Raw genomic sequence first — 18,062 nt, 5'->3', positions numbered from 1 at the left:
TGACAGAAAGCGGGTAAACATTAATGTTAAACACATTATTAATAGGAGTGCAGAAATTTCTTGGGAGCATGGGATTTACTGCAATTACGCCAGGCCAGGTAATAATGCTCATTGTGTCATTTGTACTTATATACTTGGCTGTTGTGAAAAAATTTGAACCATTGCTTCTGCTGCCTATCGGATTCGGAATGTTTCTTGCAAATATTCCGCTTGCAGGCTTGATGGATGCACCGGTTGGACACATAGGCGAGGAAGGGTTCCAAGCCGGCGGACTTTTATACTATCTATACCTGGGAGTTAAGTTAGGAATTTATCCGCCGCTTATCTTCATGGGTGTTGGAGCCATGACAGACTTTGGTCCCCTCATAGCAAACCCCAGAAGCATTTTGCTGGGTGCAGCGGCACAATTTGGTATTTTTGCGGTATTCATAGGAGCTGCGTTGTTGGGATTCACAGGACCTGAAGCTGCATCCATCGGTATCATAGGCGGAGCTGACGGACCTACGGCCATATATCTTACATCAAAGCTGGCACCTCACCTGCTGGGACCAATTGCAGTTGCAGCATACTCGTACATGGCCCTTGTTCCGATCATCCAGCCTCCGATAATGAAAGCCTTGACAACCAAGGAAGAGCGCGCGATTGTAATGGAACAGTTAAGACCTGTATCCAAAAAAGAAAAAGTAATATTCCCTATATTCGTTACACTGCTGGTATCGCTGATACTGCCTTCAGCAGCTCCGTTGGTTGGAATGCTGATGCTTGGTAACCTTCTGAAAGAAACCGGAGTAGTGGACAGGTTGTCTAAGACGGCGCAAAACGAGCTCATGAACATAGTTACCATATTCCTGGGCACAACCGTAGGAGCTACAGCTAATGCAGCAACATTCCTAAGACCACAGACACTGATGATTATAGCTCTCGGGCTGTTTGCATTTAGCTTCGGAACTGCAGCTGGAGTTGTTTTCGGAAAAATCATGTGCAAGGTGACAGGAGGAAAGGTAAATCCGCTGATCGGTTCTGCAGGAGTTTCAGCAGTGCCGATGGCAGCCCGTGTTTCACAGACCGTAGGTCAGGAAGAAAATCCGGGGAACTTCCTCTTGATGCATGCCATGGGACCTAACGTGGCAGGAGTAATCGGTTCAGCTGTTGCAGCAGGCTTATTGCTTTCAATATTCAAATAACAAAAAAACAAACGCTTGGGCTTCCAAGCGTTTTTGTTATCCTATATCAAAGGAGGTTGTATATCCCCAAGGTCTTCAGGTGATCCATCTTCTTGGACATTACTTCTTCAAGGTCAAGACCCAGTGCCTGACACATTGATGCAAGGTAGAAAAGGAGTTCCCCCATTTCTTCGGTTACCTTGTCACGGCATTTGGGGCACAGTTCTCCTTCTATGTGAGTATCCAGGTCAAGCTGATTTTCCTCAAGTGTTTTGTTCGGTGAATACAGTTGTTTCGTTGCATGTATCTCAATGCAACCGCAATGCGTTGCTGATTTGAATACTGCTCTGTTAAGCATGGAAGTCTGCTCGTCAAGCTTTGTTACAATATCAAGTATGCTTTTGTTAAGCAGCTGCAGGTCGGCAGTCATATTTTGAAATTCATTACAATCGCAAGACATATTTTCAACTCCTTTCTTAAAAACAATTTTATTGAATGTTTTCTGTGAGTAAAAAAACTACAAATGTTTCTTCATGGCGGAACTATATTATACTAAAATTATACTTAAAGACAAGCTTGAATGTCAAACACTTTATTCTCACATTTTGTAAACAAACTATTGCTAATTTGGAATAAATCGCATGGGTCAGAATAAAATATAAAGAAGTTATAATTAGGGGGATGTTTATGAAAAAAGTTGTGACCGTAGTTGCGATAATTGTTTTTATAGCTGCTCTTTTGTTTTTTTTCAGATACTTTAGAGGAAAGGGTGCAGAAAATGTGAGCTTTGACAGTATTGAGCCTGAAAATATTCCAAGGCAGATCAGCGAGGTTCTGCCAAACTACAGGATGAAGGAAAAGGCCCTGGTATGCAGAATCAACGATGAAATTTATGTTGTCGTTACCAGAGGCGAAAAGAATACAGCAGGCTATGATGTGGAAATTAACAAGCTTACGCTGTCAGAGGAGGACGGAGAAAAGGTTCTGACCGTCTATGCCAAGTACACTGATCCCAAGCCTGGAGATGTTACTGCACAAATTCTTACATATCCATTCACGGTTGTGAAAACAGACATGAAGGAACTGCCTCAGAAGGTCGTTCTGGAAAAGGAATACAAGAATTAAAGCAATTAAGAATTAAGAGTTAAGAATTAAGAATTATTAGTTTGGATGGGCTCCCGTAAAGACGAATGTTGTCGAATGATGGACAGAAGTTTATTATTTGTTTGTCAAGATGGTGAGTTCATCTTTTTTTTATGAAGCGATTGATATAATGACATTATTTTTTCCTATACCCAAAAATAAACATTTCATTTTATGCAAAAATAAAGTAGAATAGAATAATAATAGTTGTAATATTGTCAAAACGTGTTATATAATAGTAAGTGGTAAGAGGTGTGGCAGTGATAGAATTCAATAATGTTTCAAAAATATACAAAAAAGAATTTACAGCAGTTAAGAACATTAACTTGAAAATAGATAACGGCGAATTTGTGTTCTTTGTAGGAAAGAGCGGAGCAGGCAAGAGTACGCTGATAAAACTGCTCCTGAGGGAAATCTCCCCCAGCGAAGGAACCATCATTTACAACAAACAGGACATAAACAAGATAAGAAAAAGAAATGTGGCTGAATACAGGCGAAAAATCGGATTCGTGTTTCAGGACTACAGGCTTCTGCCCAGGCTCACTGTGTATGAGAATGTTGCGTTTGCAATGGAAATGATATGCTGCAATTCAAAGACCATCAGAAGGGAAGTTCCTCTGGTTTTAAGCATGGTTGGCTTAAGCGACAAGGCCAAGCATTATCCGGACGAGCTGTCCGGAGGAGAGCAGCAGCGTGTGGCAATCGCCAGAGCAGTGATAAACAAGCCCGAAACAATAATTGCGGACGAGCCTACGGGAAACCTTGACCCGGAAACATCCAAGGAAATCATGAAAATCCTCACTGAAATAAACAAAAGAGGGACAACAGTTATAATGGCAACTCACGACAGAGAAATAGTTAACCAATACCAGAAGAGGGTAATTGAACTTAAGTCAGGTGTCATTATCAGAGATATCAAAGCAGGGGGATACGTAAATGAACCCAAAGAAAATTAAATATATATTCAAACAAGCATTCAAAAGCATGTGGCGTAACCGAATGATGGGACTGGCTTCCATCGGCAGCGTAACAGCGGTTTTAATCATACTGGGTTTTGTGCTCATTGTTGTTCTGAATGTAAACAACATTGCGCTTGTTACTAAGGAAACGTTTGATGAAATAGCAGTCTATCTGAGGGATGATGTTGATGAAAATCAGATAGAAGAAATGGGTAAGTCGTTCAGGGAAATAGACGGAGTTATGGGAGTTGCTTTTCAGACAAAGGATTATGCTCTTGAAAAGCTGAAGGAAGACTGGGGCAAGGATGCGTTCCTTCTGGAAGGTCTGAGGGTGAATCCTCTTCCCAACACGTACATTGTGCAGCTGAAGGATGTTAGCAAGTCAGAAGAAGTCATTGCCAAGCTTCAGACCTTTGAAGGTGTTGAAGATGTTCAGTACTACAAGGACGCCGTTAACAGCCTCATAAAAATAGCCGATTTTGTGAAAAGAGTGGGGGCAGGCCTCATAATGATACTTCTGCTCATAAGCGTGTTCATAATTTCCAACACCATTAAAATCACGGTGCTGAACAGGCAAAAGGAAATTGAGCTCATGCAGTATATAGGTGCAACAAACGGATACGTCAGAGGACCTTTCATGATAGAAGGAATACTGCTGGGACTCATAGGTTCGCTTTTGGCGATTTTCCTCATATCTCTTGGATACAACTACATCATCAATTATCTGGCAGGACGCTATGTGGCTCTTTTATCCGGTATATCCGGCTACATGGTGGGTGTCGAAATGATTTTAAGCGATCTGATTATTATATTTTTAACCATAGGAATAGGCATCGGAATATTAGGAAGCCTTGTTTCATTGAAAAAATTCTTGAGTGTATAGGAGTGTGTTATGTTTAGAAAAAGTATGGCATTTGCTTTGCTGCTGGTTACGGTTTTAAGCATATTTCCGGCTGATGCAGGGGGAAGCATTGCAGATTTGCACTACAAACAGAAGCAGATTGAAAACCAGATTTCTGAAATTCGTAAACAGGCTGACGCTCTAAAGGGTGAGAAAAGAAGCGTACAACAGGAAATAGATGCGCTGGACAGTGAAATAAGGGCCCTGACACTGGAGGCAGACGGTTATGAACTTCAGAAGCAGGAAATAACTATGAAGATAGCCGATTCAAATCAAAAAATCGACGATCTTACACAGGAAATAGACAAGAACAATGAAATACTGGAGGAACGCCTCAGAGTAATGTACAAGCAGGGCACTTCGGGATACATGGAAGTAATTTTAAATTCTGAAAACCTGGTAGACGCACTGACAAGGGTTGACATGATTCAGCTCATCGTTAAGAGCGATGTGGATTTGCTGAAGAGTATAACTGAGCAGAAGCAGCAGGTTGAAGAGCTTAAGACCGGTCAGGAAGCAGAGAGGCTTGCTCTGACAAATGTAATCAGTGAACTGAATGCAAAACAAAGTCAAGTAGAATCTGCTTCAAGAACAAAGGAATCATACATGGCCAGCATACAAAGTAACATCGAAGAAATGCAGCGCCAGGAAGCTGAAATGGAAGCTCAGTCTGCAAAGATCGAAAAGGAAATTCTGGCTGCCCAGCGTGCAGTTGAATATGCAGGCGGCGTCATGACATGGCCTGTTCCGGGACAGTACAGGGTTACATCGAACTTTGGAGGAAGAGCTGACCCCATCACAGGAGTGTGGTCAAACCACGGAGGTACTGACATTGCTGCTCCTTACGGAAGCGCAATAGTTTCAGCCAATGACGGAGTTGTAATATTTGCCGGATGGCACTATTCATACGGCAATTACATAATTGTCGATCACGGCGGCGGAATCGCAACACTGTACGGACATTGCTCAAAACTTTTGGCAAGCAAGGGACAAGCCGTTTCAAAGGGTGAAACCATAGCACAGGTTGGATCCACCGGCTACTCAACAGGTAACCACCTGCACTTTGAAGTCAGAATCAACGGTGTGAGAACACAGCCTATGGACTACCTGAAAGGCAAATAAAATCAATTAAGAGTTAAAAATTAAGAATTAATAATAAGAATTAATTGAAACTGGACGGCTTAAACCGTCCAGTTTTTTCCTTTAATTCTTCACTCTTCACTCTTAATTCTTAATTATATAAGCGCTCTTTTTTTGTTTTGGTTTTCTACCAGTTCGTCTAGCTGCTCAGCGTTCATAGTTTCGTTCTTGATGAGATATTCTGCGACTTTTTCCACGGTGGAACTGTTGTCTCTTATGAGGCTCAATGCTGCACTGTATGCTTCCTTGACCATATCAGATGCCTCTTCGCTGATGCTTTCCAGATAGTACTTGAAGAATCTTTCGTCTATGCAGGTGTTCTGAGTGTTTTTCCCCATGCCGTAGCTGCATATTATCTCATATATTATATTGGTGGATTCCTTTATGTCGTTTGACGCTCCTGTAGAAACCTCTCCCAGGAAAACTTCCTCAGAGGCTCTCCCGGCAAGAAGGACAGAAACCTTGTCGCAAAGTTCCTTCTTGGTGTATAAGTATTTGTCTTCAGTAGGGAACTTCAAAACATAGCCAAGTGCCTTGTCTCTGGGTATGATTGAAATTTTCTGGACCTTATCAATATCGAGAATTTTTGCAGCTACCGCGTGGCCTGCCTCATGGAATGCCACGATGCGCTTTTCCTTCTCAGAAACTGTGGAATGCTTTATTTCAAGACCTGCAGCAACCTTCTCTATGGCAAACTCAAAATTGTCGTTGTTTATTTTTTTGGATTTATCCTTTATTGCTTTAAGGGCAGCCTCGTTGGCTATGTTGGCAAGCTGCGCTCCGGAAAAACCGTGGGTCTTTGTTGCAATATCCTTGAGAACAACCTTTTTGTCCAGAGGTTTATTTTTGGTGTGCACTTCAAGTATCTTTAGCCTGGAATAAAAGTTAGGATTTCCAACGTAAATTTTTCTGTCAAAACGGCCGGGTCTCAATAAAGCTTCATCCAGCAAATCCATTCTGTTTGTGGCCGCAACCACGATTACGTTTGATGTGTTGTTGAAGCCGTCCAGTTCTATAAGAAGCTGATTTAAGGTCTGGTCTTTCTCATTGTTGCTCTCAGAGTTTCTCTTGGCTCCCAGGGCATCTATTTCATCGATGAATATGATGCTTGGAGCTTCTTTTCTGGCCCTCTCAAAAATCATCCTGACCCTTTTGGCCCCGACACCCACATACTTCTCAACAAATTCTGAACCGCTGGAATAAATGAACGTGGCCTTGGCTTCCCCGGCTATTGCTTTTGCAATGAGGGTTTTTCCAGTTCCGGGAGGTCCGTAAAGGAGGATTCCCCTTGGAACCTTGGCATCCATGGACTTGTATTTTTCCTCGTTGTTTAGAAAATCTATCACATCCATCAGGTCGTCCTTGATTTCTTCAAGGCCTGCCACATCATCAAAGCCAATTTGAATTTTCGGTTCCTCTGGTTTTTTCTTTTCAAAATATGAAGTCGAAGACACGGCCTCGTTTGATTCCTCCATGAACAGACCGGCGCTTCCGTCGTTCTTTTTGCTTGATTTTACAATAGTCTTCATCAAGAACCACCCATATAGAATCATGGGTGCGAAAAATATAAGCGGCAATGAATATCTATCTGACACTATTAAAATAATAATGTTATATGCAATAAAAGAAACTACTAAGTACAAATTTTTATTTTTCATTTTACCTCCTCATGCTGATGTGATATACTAGAGACTAATAGTTAGGTTCACTAATGATACAATCAATGTGGAATTATGATTTCCATAACAGTAAAACTTATAACATTTTATAATAAATAATTGTTGACAATTATTGTTATGTTGTATATACTAATGTAGGACTCAAGAAGAAGTGACCGCTTCTCACCTTACGGCGTTTATAAACTGCCAGTATGGTTAATAAATAAATGCACTAGTTTTGTGTTATTTAAGATAGCGGTGGAGATGGCTATCTTTTTTATTTATATTGAGTATTAAGGGTTGTCTTTTAAAGGTTTATAATTTCAAGGAGGTGTAAATTATAAAAGAACTTCAAATCAACGAACAGATTCGTGAAAAGGAAGTAAGGGTCATTGACTCGGATGGAAGTCAGCTGGGCGTAATCAGCACTAAGGAAGCGTTGAAGATTGCCGAAACAAAGAAATTGGACCTGGTTGTCGTATCTCCCACAGCGGAGCCGCCTGTTTGCAGGATAATGAACTACGGAAAGTACAAGTATGCTCAGGCCAAGAAGGAAAAAGAATCCAAGAAAAAACAAAAAGTTATCAACATAAAAGAAATCAGAATGACTCCGAATATTGAGGAACATGACTTGGCAGTAAAGGCAAAGAATGCATCCAAGTTTCTTGAAGACGGCGACAGAGTAAAGGTTGTTGTCAGATTCAGAGGAAGAGAGCTTGGACACATGGATGCAGGCAGAGTAGTATTGATGCAGTTTGCTGAAATGACATCTGAATATTCTGTAATAGACAAGCAACCAATTGTTGAGGGCAAAAACATGACTATGTTTTTGGCACCAAAAAAATAACTTAAGGAGGAACTGTTATGCCAAAAGTAAAAACTAACAGATCAGCGGCAAAAAGATTTTCTAAGACTGGAAGTGGTCAAATAAAGAGATCAAAGGCCGGAAAGAACCATTTTACAGGGAAGAAAGCTTCTAAATCCATAAGAAACTTAAGAAAGAGCACTTTGTTGTCAAGTGCTGACATGGACAGAATAAGCAAAATATTACCTTATTAATCGATAATCAATCTAGAACACGGGAGGAAACAAGATGGCAAGAGTTAAAAGAGCTGTAAATGCTAAGAAAAACCATAGAAAAGTATTGAAACTTGCTAAAGGATACTACGGAGCAAAGAGTAAATTATATAAAACAGCTAATCAGGCAGTAATGAAATCACTGTCATACGCATATGTTGGAAGAAAGTTGAGAAAAAGAGAATTTAGACAGCTTTGGATCGCAAGAATCAACGCTGCAGCAAGACAAAACGGTTTGTCTTACAGCAAATTTATAAATCTTTTGAAAACTAACAACATAGAGATCAACAGAAAAATGTTGTCTGAAATGGCAGTATATGATCCAGCAGGATTCACAAGCCTTGTAGAATCAGTAAAAGCAATCTAGCATATAAAAACGAGACTGTTAAATCAGTCTTTTTTTTATGACCTAACCCAATATGTTCGAGCGTAAGCGAAGAACAGATTGTTGGTAGGTCAAACGCAATGAGTTCCCAATTTATGCGACCGTAGGGAGCGAATAAATTGGTGAACGAAACTGTGCTATGACCGCCGTGAACATTAGATAAATTCAGAGTCAAGACGGTAGGTCAAACGCAACGATTATGATTTACCCAATTTCTTCGACCGTCAGGGAGAAAGAAATTGCAGGTAATTCAAACGCAATGAGTTCCCAATTTATGCGACCGTAGGGAGCGAATAAATTGGTGAACGAAACTGTGCTATGACCGCCGTGAACATTATATAACAAAAGATTTACCAACACAAAAGAAGAAATAATAAATATATATTGAATTTTAAAGCAAAAGTGTTATAATCAAATGACATAATAAAAATGCATAAAATTGGCAATGTTTGTGCATTTTATAGTATAAGAGGAAAAAATGAAAAGTTTGTACAATATCATAAATGATATCAAAAAAAATCCATACCAGGTTTTTTTTCTGGGCTTTGCGGCCGTAATTCTTACTGGAGCAATCCTGCTTACTCTTCCCATATCATCCAATGACGGAAAAAGCGTCGGATTCATCAATGCTTTGTTCACTGCGGCATCAGCAACCTGCGTAACAGGACTGGCGGTTGTAAACACAGCGGAGCACTGGACTGTATTCGGAAAATTTGTTATAATTGTCCTAATACAGATTGGCGGACTTGGAGTTATGACTATGACCGCAATGATATCTTTCTTTTTCGGAAAGAGAATTTCACTTAAGACCAGAGTTCTCATAATGGAGGAAAGAAGCGTTGACGAACTTCAGGGAGTAGTTCGTCTCACAAGAAACATTCTTTTATTCACCTTTTTAGTGGAGGCAGCCGGAGCTGTATTTTTATCCTTTGTGTTCATAAGAGATTACGGTGTGGTAAAAGGAATAGCATATGCAATGTTTCATTCCATATCTGCATTCTGCAATGCAGGCTTTGACCTTATAGGCAACAGCATGATAAACTATGTGGAAAACCCCATTGTAACGTTCACCTTAAGCTTCCTTATCATTATAGGAGGTCTGGGTTTTTACGTGGTTTGGGACATATATGCAAGCAAGAATCTTCACATGCTTACACTGCACTCCAAGCTTGTTATAATCATTACAGCCATACTGCTTTTGGCAGGTACAGTTGTCATATTTGCACTGGAATACAAAAATCCGGGGACTATGGGAAATCTCAGCCTTTGGGGAAAAATTCAGGCATCGTTTTTTCAGAGCATGACCCCAAGAACCGCAGGCTTCAATTCTGTTCCGGTTGAAAACTACAGGATGTCTACTGCAGCATTCACCATACTGCTGATGTTCATCGGAGGTTCTCCTGCCTCAACGGCAGGCGGTATCAAGACTACAACAGCAGGTGTTCTTTTGGTTTCCATTTACAACATGGTGAGGGGAAAAAGAGACTTTGAGGTCATGGAAAGAAGAATACTTCCTGATGTGACATTGAAGGCAGCAGCAATTTTAATGATATCCATGATGCTTGTAATGTTCGTATCAATCACCCTGTCCATAACAGAGGAAAAATTGGGATACGACTTCCTTGACATTTTCTTTGAGACAGTTTCCGCTTTTGCAACGGTGGGACTCACAAGAGGCATAACTCCGTTTTTAAGCGGAGCGGGAAAGGTTGTGTTGACATTTGTGATGTTCATAGGAAGGGTAGGGCCTATGACTGTGGCATATGCATTCCTGAGACAAAACAAAAACATAGGAAATTATACGTATCCTGAAGGAAGGGTAATCATAGGATAAGGAGAAAAACATGAAACAGATAATTGTAATAGGATGCGGAAGATTCGGTTCCTCCGTAGCCAAGACGCTGACTAAACTTGGACATGACGTCATGGTCGTAGACCAGAATACTGACATAATAAAAGAAATATCGGAATATGTGGCACATGCGGTACAGATGGACGCCCTTGACGAGGCATCCTTCAGAACGCTGGGCATAAGAAATTTTGACGTGGCAGTGGTTGCCATAGGTTCAGACATAGAAGCCTCAATAATGGGAACACTCATTGCAAAGGAAGCAGGGGTGCCACTGGTTATTTCCAAGGCCATGAGCGAGATCCACGGCAAACTTCTCATGAAAATAGGAGCAGACAAGGTAATATATCCTGAGAGGGACATGGGTATGCGTGTGGCATACGGACTTGTTACTCCAAACATTCTTGACGTCATAGAATTTTCACCGGACTACAGCATAATTGAAACCGTAGCGCTGGAGGAATGGGAGCAGAAGTCTCTGAAAGACCTCAACTTTAAAGATATGACAATAATCGCAATCAAGACAGGGGAAAAAATAAACATAGTTCCTCCATCGGATGCAGTAATAAAAAAAGACGACATAGTAGTCATACTGGGCCACAACGACAACCTTAACAAACTCAGCAACTCGAGATAGGATATAGCATGAATGTCATAACAAGCAGGGACAATGTGAAAATCAAGTACATCCGTTCCTTGAACACCAAAAAGTTCAGAGATCAGGAGAAAGTCTTTACGGTTGAAGGAATAAAATTTGTCCAGGAAGCATTTAAGGAAAAGGCTGATATAAGATTCGTCCTTTTCAGCGAAAGCGCCCTATTGAAGGACGAAGTGAAGGATATGCTTGAAGGGATAAAAGCAGAAGCATTTGCCTGCACCGATGATGTATTTGACTCGGTTGCTGAAACGGTAAATGCCCAGGGTGTATTGGCTGTTATCGGAAAAAAACAGGAAAGTTCATTAAACTTCAATCATATGAAATTTGCCGTAATGTGTGACCGGATACAGGATCCGGGCAATCTCGGAACAATCATAAGGACTGCGGATGCCTTCGGTCCAGCCGTTGTAATTCTTAATAAAGGATGCGTGGACCAGTACAATCCGAAGGTGGTGAGGGCGTCGGCCGGGGCTATTTTCCGGGTGCCTTTCATTCACGCCGACAATGATCATGAGGCTGTTGTCAACCTGAAACAGGCAGGGTTCAAGGTTTATTCGACGGTTGTAGAATCGGAATATTCCTTTGAAGATGTGGAAAAATCCGAAAAGATCTGTGTGGTCATCGGAAATGAAGGCCAGGGTGTTTCTGCTGACATTGCAGGAGCTTCACATCAGAAAATAACCATCAGGATGTCAGGCAGGGCGGAGTCTCTTAACGCTTCCATAGCTGCCGGCATATGCATTTATGAAATGAGAAAAAAACTGTTGTAAAATAAATTCCAATCTGGTATAATTTAAACGTTAATTTAATATTAGGCAATGAAAAAGTAAGTAGGCATGAACACATGTTTTTCAGAGAATAATCACCCTGGCTGGAAGTGATTTAAGACATTTATGCTGAACATTCGCTTTGGAGCCTGCGGGATGAAACAAAGTAGTCCTGCACGGAAAAAACCGTTATTGAAATGAGGCTTTGACTGCAGCGCTGCAGTCAGGGCAAATTAGAGTGGTATCGCGGACTTCGCCTCTTGCAGGGGCGGAGTTTTTTATTTTAATATGGAATGTGAAAGGAGAATTCATGAAAGAGCAACTTTTGAAATTAAAGACAGAAGCATTGGAACAGCTGAAACAATGCAATGATAATGCAGATATTGAAAAAGTGAGAGTTCAGTACTTGGGTAAAAAAGGGGAGCTTACATTGATCCTCAGGTCAATGGGAACATTGTCTGAAGAGGAAAGACCCGAGATGGGCAAACTGGCCAACGAGGTCAGAGTAATAATAGAAAATGAAATCAAGGAAATAAAGGATAAAACTTCATCGCATGCATCAGCATTGAAGGTTAAGTCAGAGACTCTTGATATAACCATGCCTGGCAGGATCCCTGAAATAGGAAGAAGACATCCGCTCATTCAGGTAAAGGAAGAGTTGGAGAGCGTGTTTATGCGAATGGGGTATGATGTTATCAGCGGACCTGAAATCGAAACTGTGGCAAACAACTTTGACGACCTTAACGCACCATACGACCATCCGTCAAGAGACTGGTCAGATACTTTTTACATAGCAGACGACCTGATTTTAAGAACTCACACTTCACCGGTTGAAATAAGGGTAATGAAAGAAGGCAAGCTTCCCATAAGAATGGTGTCTACCGGAAGAACATTCCGTTTCGACGATGTTGACGACACCCATTCTCCGATGTTCCATCAGATGGAATGCCTGGTTGTGGACAAGGGAGTTACCATGGCAAATCTTAAGGATTCAATCGACCAGTTCGTTAAGGAACTTTTCGGAAGCAAAATGAAGACACGTTTCAGACCTCACAACTTCCCGTTTACTGAGCCCAGCGCAGAAGTTGACGTATCGTGCCCCATCTGCATGGGCAAGGGATGCCCTGCGTGCCACGGAACAGGCTGGAGTATGGAACTGTTGGGATGCGGAATGACACACCCCAATGTGCTTCGTAACTGCGGAATAGATCCGGAAGTTTATTCGGGCTACGCATTCGGAATGGGAATCGACCGTGTTGCAATGGTTAAGTACGGAATTCCGAACATAAGGCTGTTGTTTGAAAATGATGTAAGATTCTTAAAACAATTCTAGGAGGTTGCCATGTTAGTACCTATTAAATGGATGAGCCAGTATGTTGACATAAACACTGATGACAAGACATTGGCTGACAAATTGACGCTGACAGGGTCACACGTTGACGCTGTAATTGACTATACAAAAGAAGTAATAAATGTAAAAACCGGAAAGATTCTCGAAATAAAGCAGCACCCCAATGCTGATAAGCTTGTGGTGACACAGATAGACATAAATGAAACAGAACCTGTTCAGATAATAACGGGAGCTAAAAACATCAGCCAGGGGGACATTGTTCCTGTATCATTGGAAGGTGCTGTGCTTCCAAACGGATTAAAAATAAAGAAAACAAACTTTAGGGGACTGCCGTCTTACGGCATGATGGTTTCCTACGAGGAGCTTGGTTTCGATGACAAGGTTATTCCCAAGGAATCAAGAGACGGTATTATAATACTTCCCAAGGACACTCCCCTTGGAAAGGACATCAAGGAAGTTCTGGAGTTAAACGGCAGCGCTCTGGAGGTTGAGGTTACGTTCAACAGACCTGACTGCCTTAACATCGTGGGTATGGCCAGAGAAACCGCCGCAACTCTGGGAACAAAGTTCAAATTTCCTGAAATAGACATCAAAAACGAAGAAGGGGATATCAAAGATTATCTTAACGCCGTTGAAATTGAGGATGAGGACCTTTGCAGCCGCTTCTACGCTAAAGTTATAAAAGACTTAAAAATCGGACCATCACCGCTGTGGATGCAAAGAACATTGATGGATGCGGGCATGAGACCCATAAGCAACATAGTTGACGTTACGAACTATGTAATGCTTGAGCTTGGCCAGCCTCTTCACGCATACAACCTGGAATCCCTGGAAGGCAGAAAGCTGGTAGCCAGAAGAGCAAAACAAGGTGAAAGCATTGTTACGATAGACCAGAACGAAAGACCGTTAAACGAAAATATGCTTGTAATAGCAGACGGTGAAAAGCCAGCCTGCATCGCCGGAGTTATGGGCGGATATTATTCTGAAATAAGCGACGACACGAAAGTAATGGTTTTGGAAAGTGCAAACTTCAATCCAAAATCCATCAGAGAAACATCCAAGAAGCTTGGAATGCGCTCTGAGGCTTCAGCAAGAAACGAAAAACCCATGGGACACATGATGGTGGAACTGGCAAGCAAAAGGGCCTGCCAGCTCATCGAGATGATTGGAGCCGGAACAGTAGTGGGCGGATACATGGAAGCAGGCAAGAAAGATTATGAGCCGCCGGTTGTGACGCTCAGACCTTACCGCAGCGAAATGCTTCTGGGAGTTGACATTCCTGTGGAAGACATGCTGAAATCCCTGAATTCATTGGAAATTGAAAGCACATTCGATGGGGAAAAGATTTACTGCAAGATTCCGTACTTCAGAACGGACCTGGAGCAGGAAGCAGACATCATAGAAGAAGTGGGCAGACTTTATGGTTTTGAGAACATTGAATCAAAGCCGTTAACAGGAAGTACAAGGGTTGGAAGAAAATCAGAAGTACGTGTTCTGGAAGATCACATGAAGACCATTCTCTGCGGTATGGGACTTTACGAAATAACAACTTATTCGTTCATAAGCCCCAAGACCTATGACAACATATGCGCACCTGCAGACAGCAGCCTGAGAAATTACGTTAAAATTCTGAATCCTCTGGGAGAAGATTTCAGTTCCATGAGAACAACACTCATACCAAACATGATGGAAGTTGTTCAGAGAAATTCAAACAGAGGTGTAACTGATGCAAAACTGTTTGAAATAGGAAGCGTGTTCATTCCAAAATCTCAGCCTGTAACAGAGGAACCCTACGAAAAACAGAAGCTTTGCATAGGTTTGTATGGAAATTACGATTTCTTCGATCTTAAGGGAGTTGTGGAAGGATTGCTTTCAAGATTTGGAATAGCTGCTGCGCTGAAGCCTATGAAGGATAACTACACTTTCCACCCCGGAAGGACAGCAGGTCTTTACATGGGAGATGAGCTCATTGGAATTTACGGAGAAGCAAGCCATGAAGTAACAGGAAACTATGGACTAGACCACAAGGTTTACATAGCAGAAATAGACGTTGAGAAGATTCTTGATAACAAGGACACTAACTGGAAATACGAAGCATTGCCTAAGTATCCTGCCATGGTGAGAGACATTGCCGTTAAGGTAAAGGATGAAGTGCTGGCAGGCGACATGGAAGAAGCCATCAGAAGCGTGAACCCGCACCTTATTGAAAGCGTAACGCTGTTCGACGTTTACAAGGGAGAGCACATTGAAGAAGGCTACAAGAGCACAGCGTTCTCAGTTACCTACAGAAGCAAGGAACGCACGCTGAAGGACAAGGAAGTGGAAAAAATCCACGACCAGATTTTGAAAACTCTTGAACATAAGTTTGAAGCAAGCCTACGAGGTTGATCAATTAAGATTTAATATTTAAGAGTTAAGAATTATATAAGGTGAGGTTCTTTTAATTCAGGACGCAGGTTCAGGATTTAGAGGAATCTCATTTTTTTATTTGGTGGGAATTTGACAAATTGGAAAAAATCATGTAGACTAAGATAACTTTACATTTTAATGCTCATGCAATCATCATATCTCATAGCTTCAATAGCGTCAGAACAATCAAAAATTAAAATCTCAACTATACTATATTAAAGAATGCAATAATATTGTTTTCTTGCCATGCAATTAATCCTGCTTAGGTTAATTTGATTTTAAATTTTACAATTACTATAAAATTTAAATTTCTATACATAGGAGGGAAAGGAAAGATGACAAACGGAAAAAATATTAAGGTTGGTATTGGATTTGCCACCGGGAGAAAAAGTTTTCTCAATGTATTGAAAACTTACATTTACAGTTGGAATGAATCAGGGCTTGTGGAAGATGAAAAGGTAAGCTTGAATTTGTTTGTAGCCTACGATCTAAGCTACAATAATACAAGGGTTTCGGATTTTACAAGAATTCATCCTGAACTTATGAAGCAGATTGACAGCGTTTCTTTTATAGGGAACAAATCAATCAAGGAGGAAATCAGGTGTTTAAGCAGGGAAAATGTAATTGAACCTGAAGAAGCATCTCTGATATTCGGAAAGGGGTATGCTGCAAAACGCAATTCCATTCTTTATTACGCAATTAAAAACAAAATGGATTACCTTGTTTTTCTGGATGATGATGAGTACCCTCTGGCTGTAACCAACACCAGAAAGTCAGCCATATGGAGTGGCCAGCATGTCCTTAGAATTCATCTCAGACATATAGAGCATACAGACATAACCCATGGAAATCACTGCGGGTACATTTCCCCTATTCCTCACATTAATTTTAATGATAAAATGACTGAAAGTGATTTTAAAACATTTATTGAGGCAATAAGCAACGACATAATAAACTGGGACAAAATTGTCAGCGTTATGAATGACGGAGGCGTAACATATGCAGACACCGGCATATTGACCAGTGATAAGGCTGTTGACGTTGAAGAAACAAACAATACAAAGTTCATTTCAGGGGCTAACCTCTGCATTAATCTTAAGCAGCCAAAGAGAGTTTTCCCTTTCTACAATCCTCCGGGAGCAAGAGGCGAGGATACTTTTTTAAGCACATGTCTCAGTGACAGGAGCGTTCTGCGCGTTCCGTGCTATACTTTCCATGACGGTTTTTCAACGTATAACAATCTTTTATCCGGCGTTCTTCCCACTAAACTTAAATTTATAGAAGCTGAAAATGAAAAGATAATTGAAAGATTTTACAAGGCATGCATCGGCTGGATAAGGTACAAGCCTCTGTTAACTTATATAACTCAGCCTGATGAATACGAAACAACAATAAAAGAAATGCGTGAAAGCCTGGTAGAAACTCTTCCGAAAATATGCAGCTATTTCCGGCACCCTGAGTTTATGAATGTATTGGCTGAACTGGACAAGTATCATAAAAACACTAAAAAGCATTATGACAAGTTCGAAGAAACCAAGCTTGTATGGGAAAAAATCATGAACCATTTTGCCTAGACATTGACGCCTTCTTTAATCAAGGAGGCGACTCTTTTTTCATACTGTTGACTAACCATCAATAAAACTATATAATGGTTAATGTTAAATTTGGAAATACTAATAAAGATTGTAGGAGGGATTATGGATCCAGTAGCGTTTACGATATTTGGAATTGATATAATGTGGTACGGAGTGCTGATTTCTCTTGGCGTTCTGCTGGGAGTTATATTTGCATTGAGAGAATGCAAAAGGATAGGATTCAAGGAGGATGATCTTCTGGATTTTCTTCTGGTAGCCATACCGTCTGCCATTGTGGGGGCCAGGGCTTACTATGTAATATTCTCCTGGGATTACTACAGCAAGAATCCGGGAGAGATTATTAATATAAGAAACGGCGGACTTGCCATACATGGAGCTCTCATTGCCGGTGTCATAGTTGGAGTTTTATTCTGCAGAATAAGAAAAATAAACGTGTTAAAACTTCTTGATATAGTAATGCCAAGCGTTGCTTTAGGTCAGGCCATCGGAAGATGGGGAAACTTCATTAATCAGGAAGCTCACGGCGGCCCCACAAACCTGCCGTGGGGAATAATGGTGAATGGTCAGAAAGTCCACCCAACATTCCTGTACGAATCAATATTTGATTTTTGCATTTTCCTGTTTTTGATGTGGTTCAGAAAGAACAAAAAAACTACCGACGGGCAGGTGCTGGGGCTGTACCTCATCCTTTACTCTGCCGGGAGATTCCTTGTTGAAGGGTTAAGAACCGACAGCCTGATGTTTCTTGGAATGCGCGTGGCACAGCTCATAAGCCTGGCTTCAGTGCTGGCAGGAGTGCTGCTGCTTCTGTATATTAAAAAGAAAAATAATTCAATTAAGAATTAAGAATTAAGAATTAAGATTTAAGAATTAACGGAGGAGATTCTTCGCTGCGCTCAGAATGACAAATACAAACGTATTGTCATCCTAAGCAAGTGAGGGATCTTTTTTTATTTCAGGAATTTCTACATGCCTCTGTGGACAAACCAAAAAAAAATTCAAAAAAA

At 41.1% G+C, this 18,062-nt stretch carries 17 protein-coding genes and 2 other annotated features; of the genes, 15 read left to right on the top strand and 2 right to left on the bottom strand.

The window, feature by feature from the left end; genetic code table 11:
- Positions 1-23: 23 nt before the first annotated feature.
- Positions 24-1,184, top strand: a complete 1,161-nt coding sequence (locus tag AAGU76_RS06950) for a sodium ion-translocating decarboxylase subunit beta (RefSeq protein ID WP_342484749.1) — start codon at positions 24-26, stop codon at positions 1,182-1,184.
- Between the two features lie 46 nt (positions 1,185-1,230).
- Here AAGU76_RS06950 and AAGU76_RS06945 read toward each other — a convergent pair whose 3' ends face one another.
- Complete coding sequence (locus tag AAGU76_RS06945) at positions 1,231-1,623, bottom strand: DUF1573 domain-containing protein (RefSeq protein WP_342484748.1); 393 nt, start codon at positions 1,621-1,623, stop codon at positions 1,231-1,233.
- 227 nt (positions 1,624-1,850) lie between these two features.
- Between AAGU76_RS06945 and AAGU76_RS06940 the strand changes: the two genes are divergently transcribed.
- From AAGU76_RS06940 to AAGU76_RS06925, 4 genes are all read left to right on the top strand, one after another.
- Positions 1,851-2,288 (top strand): protease complex subunit PrcB family protein, encoded by a 438-nt coding sequence (locus tag AAGU76_RS06940; protein ID WP_342484747.1) that lies wholly within the window; start codon positions 1,851-1,853, stop codon positions 2,286-2,288.
- 278 nt (positions 2,289-2,566) lie between these two features.
- Complete coding sequence (gene ftsE, locus AAGU76_RS06935; RefSeq protein ID WP_342484746.1) at positions 2,567-3,262, top strand: cell division ATP-binding protein FtsE; 696 nt, start codon at positions 2,567-2,569, stop codon at positions 3,260-3,262.
- Positions 3,243-4,148, top strand: a complete 906-nt coding sequence (ftsX, locus tag AAGU76_RS06930) for a permease-like cell division protein FtsX (RefSeq protein ID WP_342484745.1) — start codon at positions 3,243-3,245, stop codon at positions 4,146-4,148. Before ftsE ends, ftsX begins: the two co-directional genes overlap by 20 nt.
- A gap of 9 nt (positions 4,149-4,157) precedes the next feature.
- Entirely contained in the window at positions 4,158-5,288 is a 1,131-nt protein-coding gene (locus tag AAGU76_RS06925; RefSeq protein WP_342484744.1) for a peptidoglycan DD-metalloendopeptidase family protein, read from the top strand.
- Positions 5,289-5,401: 113 nt separating this feature from the next.
- On the opposite strand, the gene AAGU76_RS06920 is transcribed toward AAGU76_RS06925, so the two are convergent.
- Positions 5,402-6,964, bottom strand: coding sequence for an AAA family ATPase (locus AAGU76_RS06920; RefSeq protein WP_342484743.1), 1,563 nt, complete (start codon positions 6,962-6,964; stop codon positions 5,402-5,404).
- 158 nt (positions 6,965-7,122) lie between these two features.
- Positions 7,123-7,250: a sequence feature (ribosomal protein L20 leader region), on the top strand.
- A 51-nt stretch (positions 7,251-7,301) separates the two neighbouring features.
- Here AAGU76_RS06920 and infC point away from each other — a divergent pair.
- From infC to lgt, 10 genes are all read left to right on the top strand, one after another.
- Positions 7,302-7,811: a translation initiation factor IF-3 gene (infC, locus tag AAGU76_RS06915; protein WP_342485697.1), complete on the top strand. Its 510-nt coding sequence runs from the start codon at positions 7,302-7,304 to the stop codon at positions 7,809-7,811.
- A 17-nt stretch (positions 7,812-7,828) separates the two neighbouring features.
- Entirely contained in the window at positions 7,829-8,023 is a 195-nt protein-coding gene (gene rpmI / locus AAGU76_RS06910) for a 50S ribosomal protein L35 (protein WP_342484742.1), read from the top strand.
- A gap of 34 nt (positions 8,024-8,057) precedes the next feature.
- Entirely contained in the window at positions 8,058-8,408 is a 351-nt protein-coding gene (gene rplT, locus AAGU76_RS06905) for a 50S ribosomal protein L20 (protein WP_342484741.1), read from the top strand.
- 496 nt (positions 8,409-8,904) lie between these two features.
- Positions 8,905-10,260 (top strand): TrkH family potassium uptake protein, encoded by a 1,356-nt coding sequence (locus AAGU76_RS06900; RefSeq protein WP_342484740.1) that lies wholly within the window; start codon positions 8,905-8,907, stop codon positions 10,258-10,260.
- Positions 10,261-10,270: 10 nt separating this feature from the next.
- Positions 10,271-10,912, top strand: coding sequence for a TrkA family potassium uptake protein (locus AAGU76_RS06895; RefSeq protein ID WP_342484739.1), 642 nt, complete (start codon positions 10,271-10,273; stop codon positions 10,910-10,912).
- Positions 10,913-10,920: 8 nt separating this feature from the next.
- Positions 10,921-11,703: an RNA methyltransferase gene (locus AAGU76_RS06890; protein ID WP_342484738.1), complete on the top strand. Its 783-nt coding sequence runs from the start codon at positions 10,921-10,923 to the stop codon at positions 11,701-11,703.
- A 39-nt stretch (positions 11,704-11,742) separates the two neighbouring features.
- Positions 11,743-11,964: a binding site (T-box leader), on the top strand.
- A 46-nt stretch (positions 11,965-12,010) separates the two neighbouring features.
- A complete protein-coding gene (gene pheS / locus AAGU76_RS06885; protein ID WP_342484737.1) occupies positions 12,011-13,033 on the top strand; it encodes a phenylalanine--tRNA ligase subunit alpha in 1,023 nt (340 codons plus the stop codon).
- 9 nt (positions 13,034-13,042) lie between these two features.
- Entirely contained in the window at positions 13,043-15,439 is a 2,397-nt protein-coding gene (pheT, locus tag AAGU76_RS06880) for a phenylalanine--tRNA ligase subunit beta (RefSeq protein WP_342484736.1), read from the top strand.
- Positions 15,440-15,795: 356 nt separating this feature from the next.
- Entirely contained in the window at positions 15,796-17,034 is a 1,239-nt protein-coding gene (locus tag AAGU76_RS06875) for a hypothetical protein (RefSeq protein ID WP_342484735.1), read from the top strand.
- Positions 17,035-17,157: 123 nt separating this feature from the next.
- Positions 17,158-17,901 carry a prolipoprotein diacylglyceryl transferase gene (lgt, locus tag AAGU76_RS06870; protein ID WP_342484734.1) on the top strand — a complete coding sequence of 248 codons (744 nt, stop codon included), beginning with the start codon at positions 17,158-17,160 and terminating at the stop codon, positions 17,899-17,901.
- The last annotated feature ends 161 nt before the right edge of the window (positions 17,902-18,062 follow it).

The sequence above is a fragment of the Sedimentibacter sp. genome, from assembly GCF_038562225.1.
Taxonomy (GTDB): domain Bacteria; phylum Bacillota; class Clostridia; order Tissierellales; family Sedimentibacteraceae; genus Sedimentibacter.
This window is presented reverse-complemented; position numbering and strand designations above follow the sequence as displayed.

Excerpts from the sequence above, each read along its gene's own strand:
- AAGU76_RS06950 (WP_342484749.1), top strand. The coding sequence starts at position 24 with ATGTTAAACACATTATTAATAGGAGTGCAGAAATTTCTTGGGAGCATG.
- AAGU76_RS06945 (WP_342484748.1), bottom strand. The coding sequence starts at position 1,623 with ATGTCTTGCGATTGTAATGAATTTCAAAATATGACTGCCGACCTGCAG.
- AAGU76_RS06940 (WP_342484747.1), top strand. The coding sequence starts at position 1,851 with ATGAAAAAAGTTGTGACCGTAGTTGCGATAATTGTTTTTATAGCTGCT.
- ftsX (WP_342484745.1), top strand. The coding sequence starts at position 3,243 with ATGAACCCAAAGAAAATTAAATATATATTCAAACAAGCATTCAAAAGC.
- AAGU76_RS06925 (WP_342484744.1), top strand. The coding sequence starts at position 4,158 with ATGTTTAGAAAAAGTATGGCATTTGCTTTGCTGCTGGTTACGGTTTTA.
- AAGU76_RS06920 (WP_342484743.1), bottom strand. The coding sequence starts at position 6,964 with ATGAAAAATAAAAATTTGTACTTAGTAGTTTCTTTTATTGCATATAAC.
- rpmI (WP_342484742.1), top strand. The coding sequence starts at position 7,829 with ATGCCAAAAGTAAAAACTAACAGATCAGCGGCAAAAAGATTTTCTAAG.
- rplT (WP_342484741.1), top strand. The coding sequence starts at position 8,058 with ATGGCAAGAGTTAAAAGAGCTGTAAATGCTAAGAAAAACCATAGAAAA.
- AAGU76_RS06900 (WP_342484740.1), top strand. The coding sequence starts at position 8,905 with ATGAAAAGTTTGTACAATATCATAAATGATATCAAAAAAAATCCATAC.
- AAGU76_RS06895 (WP_342484739.1), top strand. The coding sequence starts at position 10,271 with ATGAAACAGATAATTGTAATAGGATGCGGAAGATTCGGTTCCTCCGTA.
- AAGU76_RS06890 (WP_342484738.1), top strand. The coding sequence starts at position 10,921 with ATGAATGTCATAACAAGCAGGGACAATGTGAAAATCAAGTACATCCGT.
- pheS (WP_342484737.1), top strand. The coding sequence starts at position 12,011 with ATGAAAGAGCAACTTTTGAAATTAAAGACAGAAGCATTGGAACAGCTG.
- pheT (WP_342484736.1), top strand. The coding sequence starts at position 13,043 with ATGTTAGTACCTATTAAATGGATGAGCCAGTATGTTGACATAAACACT.
- AAGU76_RS06875 (WP_342484735.1), top strand. The coding sequence starts at position 15,796 with ATGACAAACGGAAAAAATATTAAGGTTGGTATTGGATTTGCCACCGGG.
- lgt (WP_342484734.1), top strand. The coding sequence starts at position 17,158 with ATGGATCCAGTAGCGTTTACGATATTTGGAATTGATATAATGTGGTAC.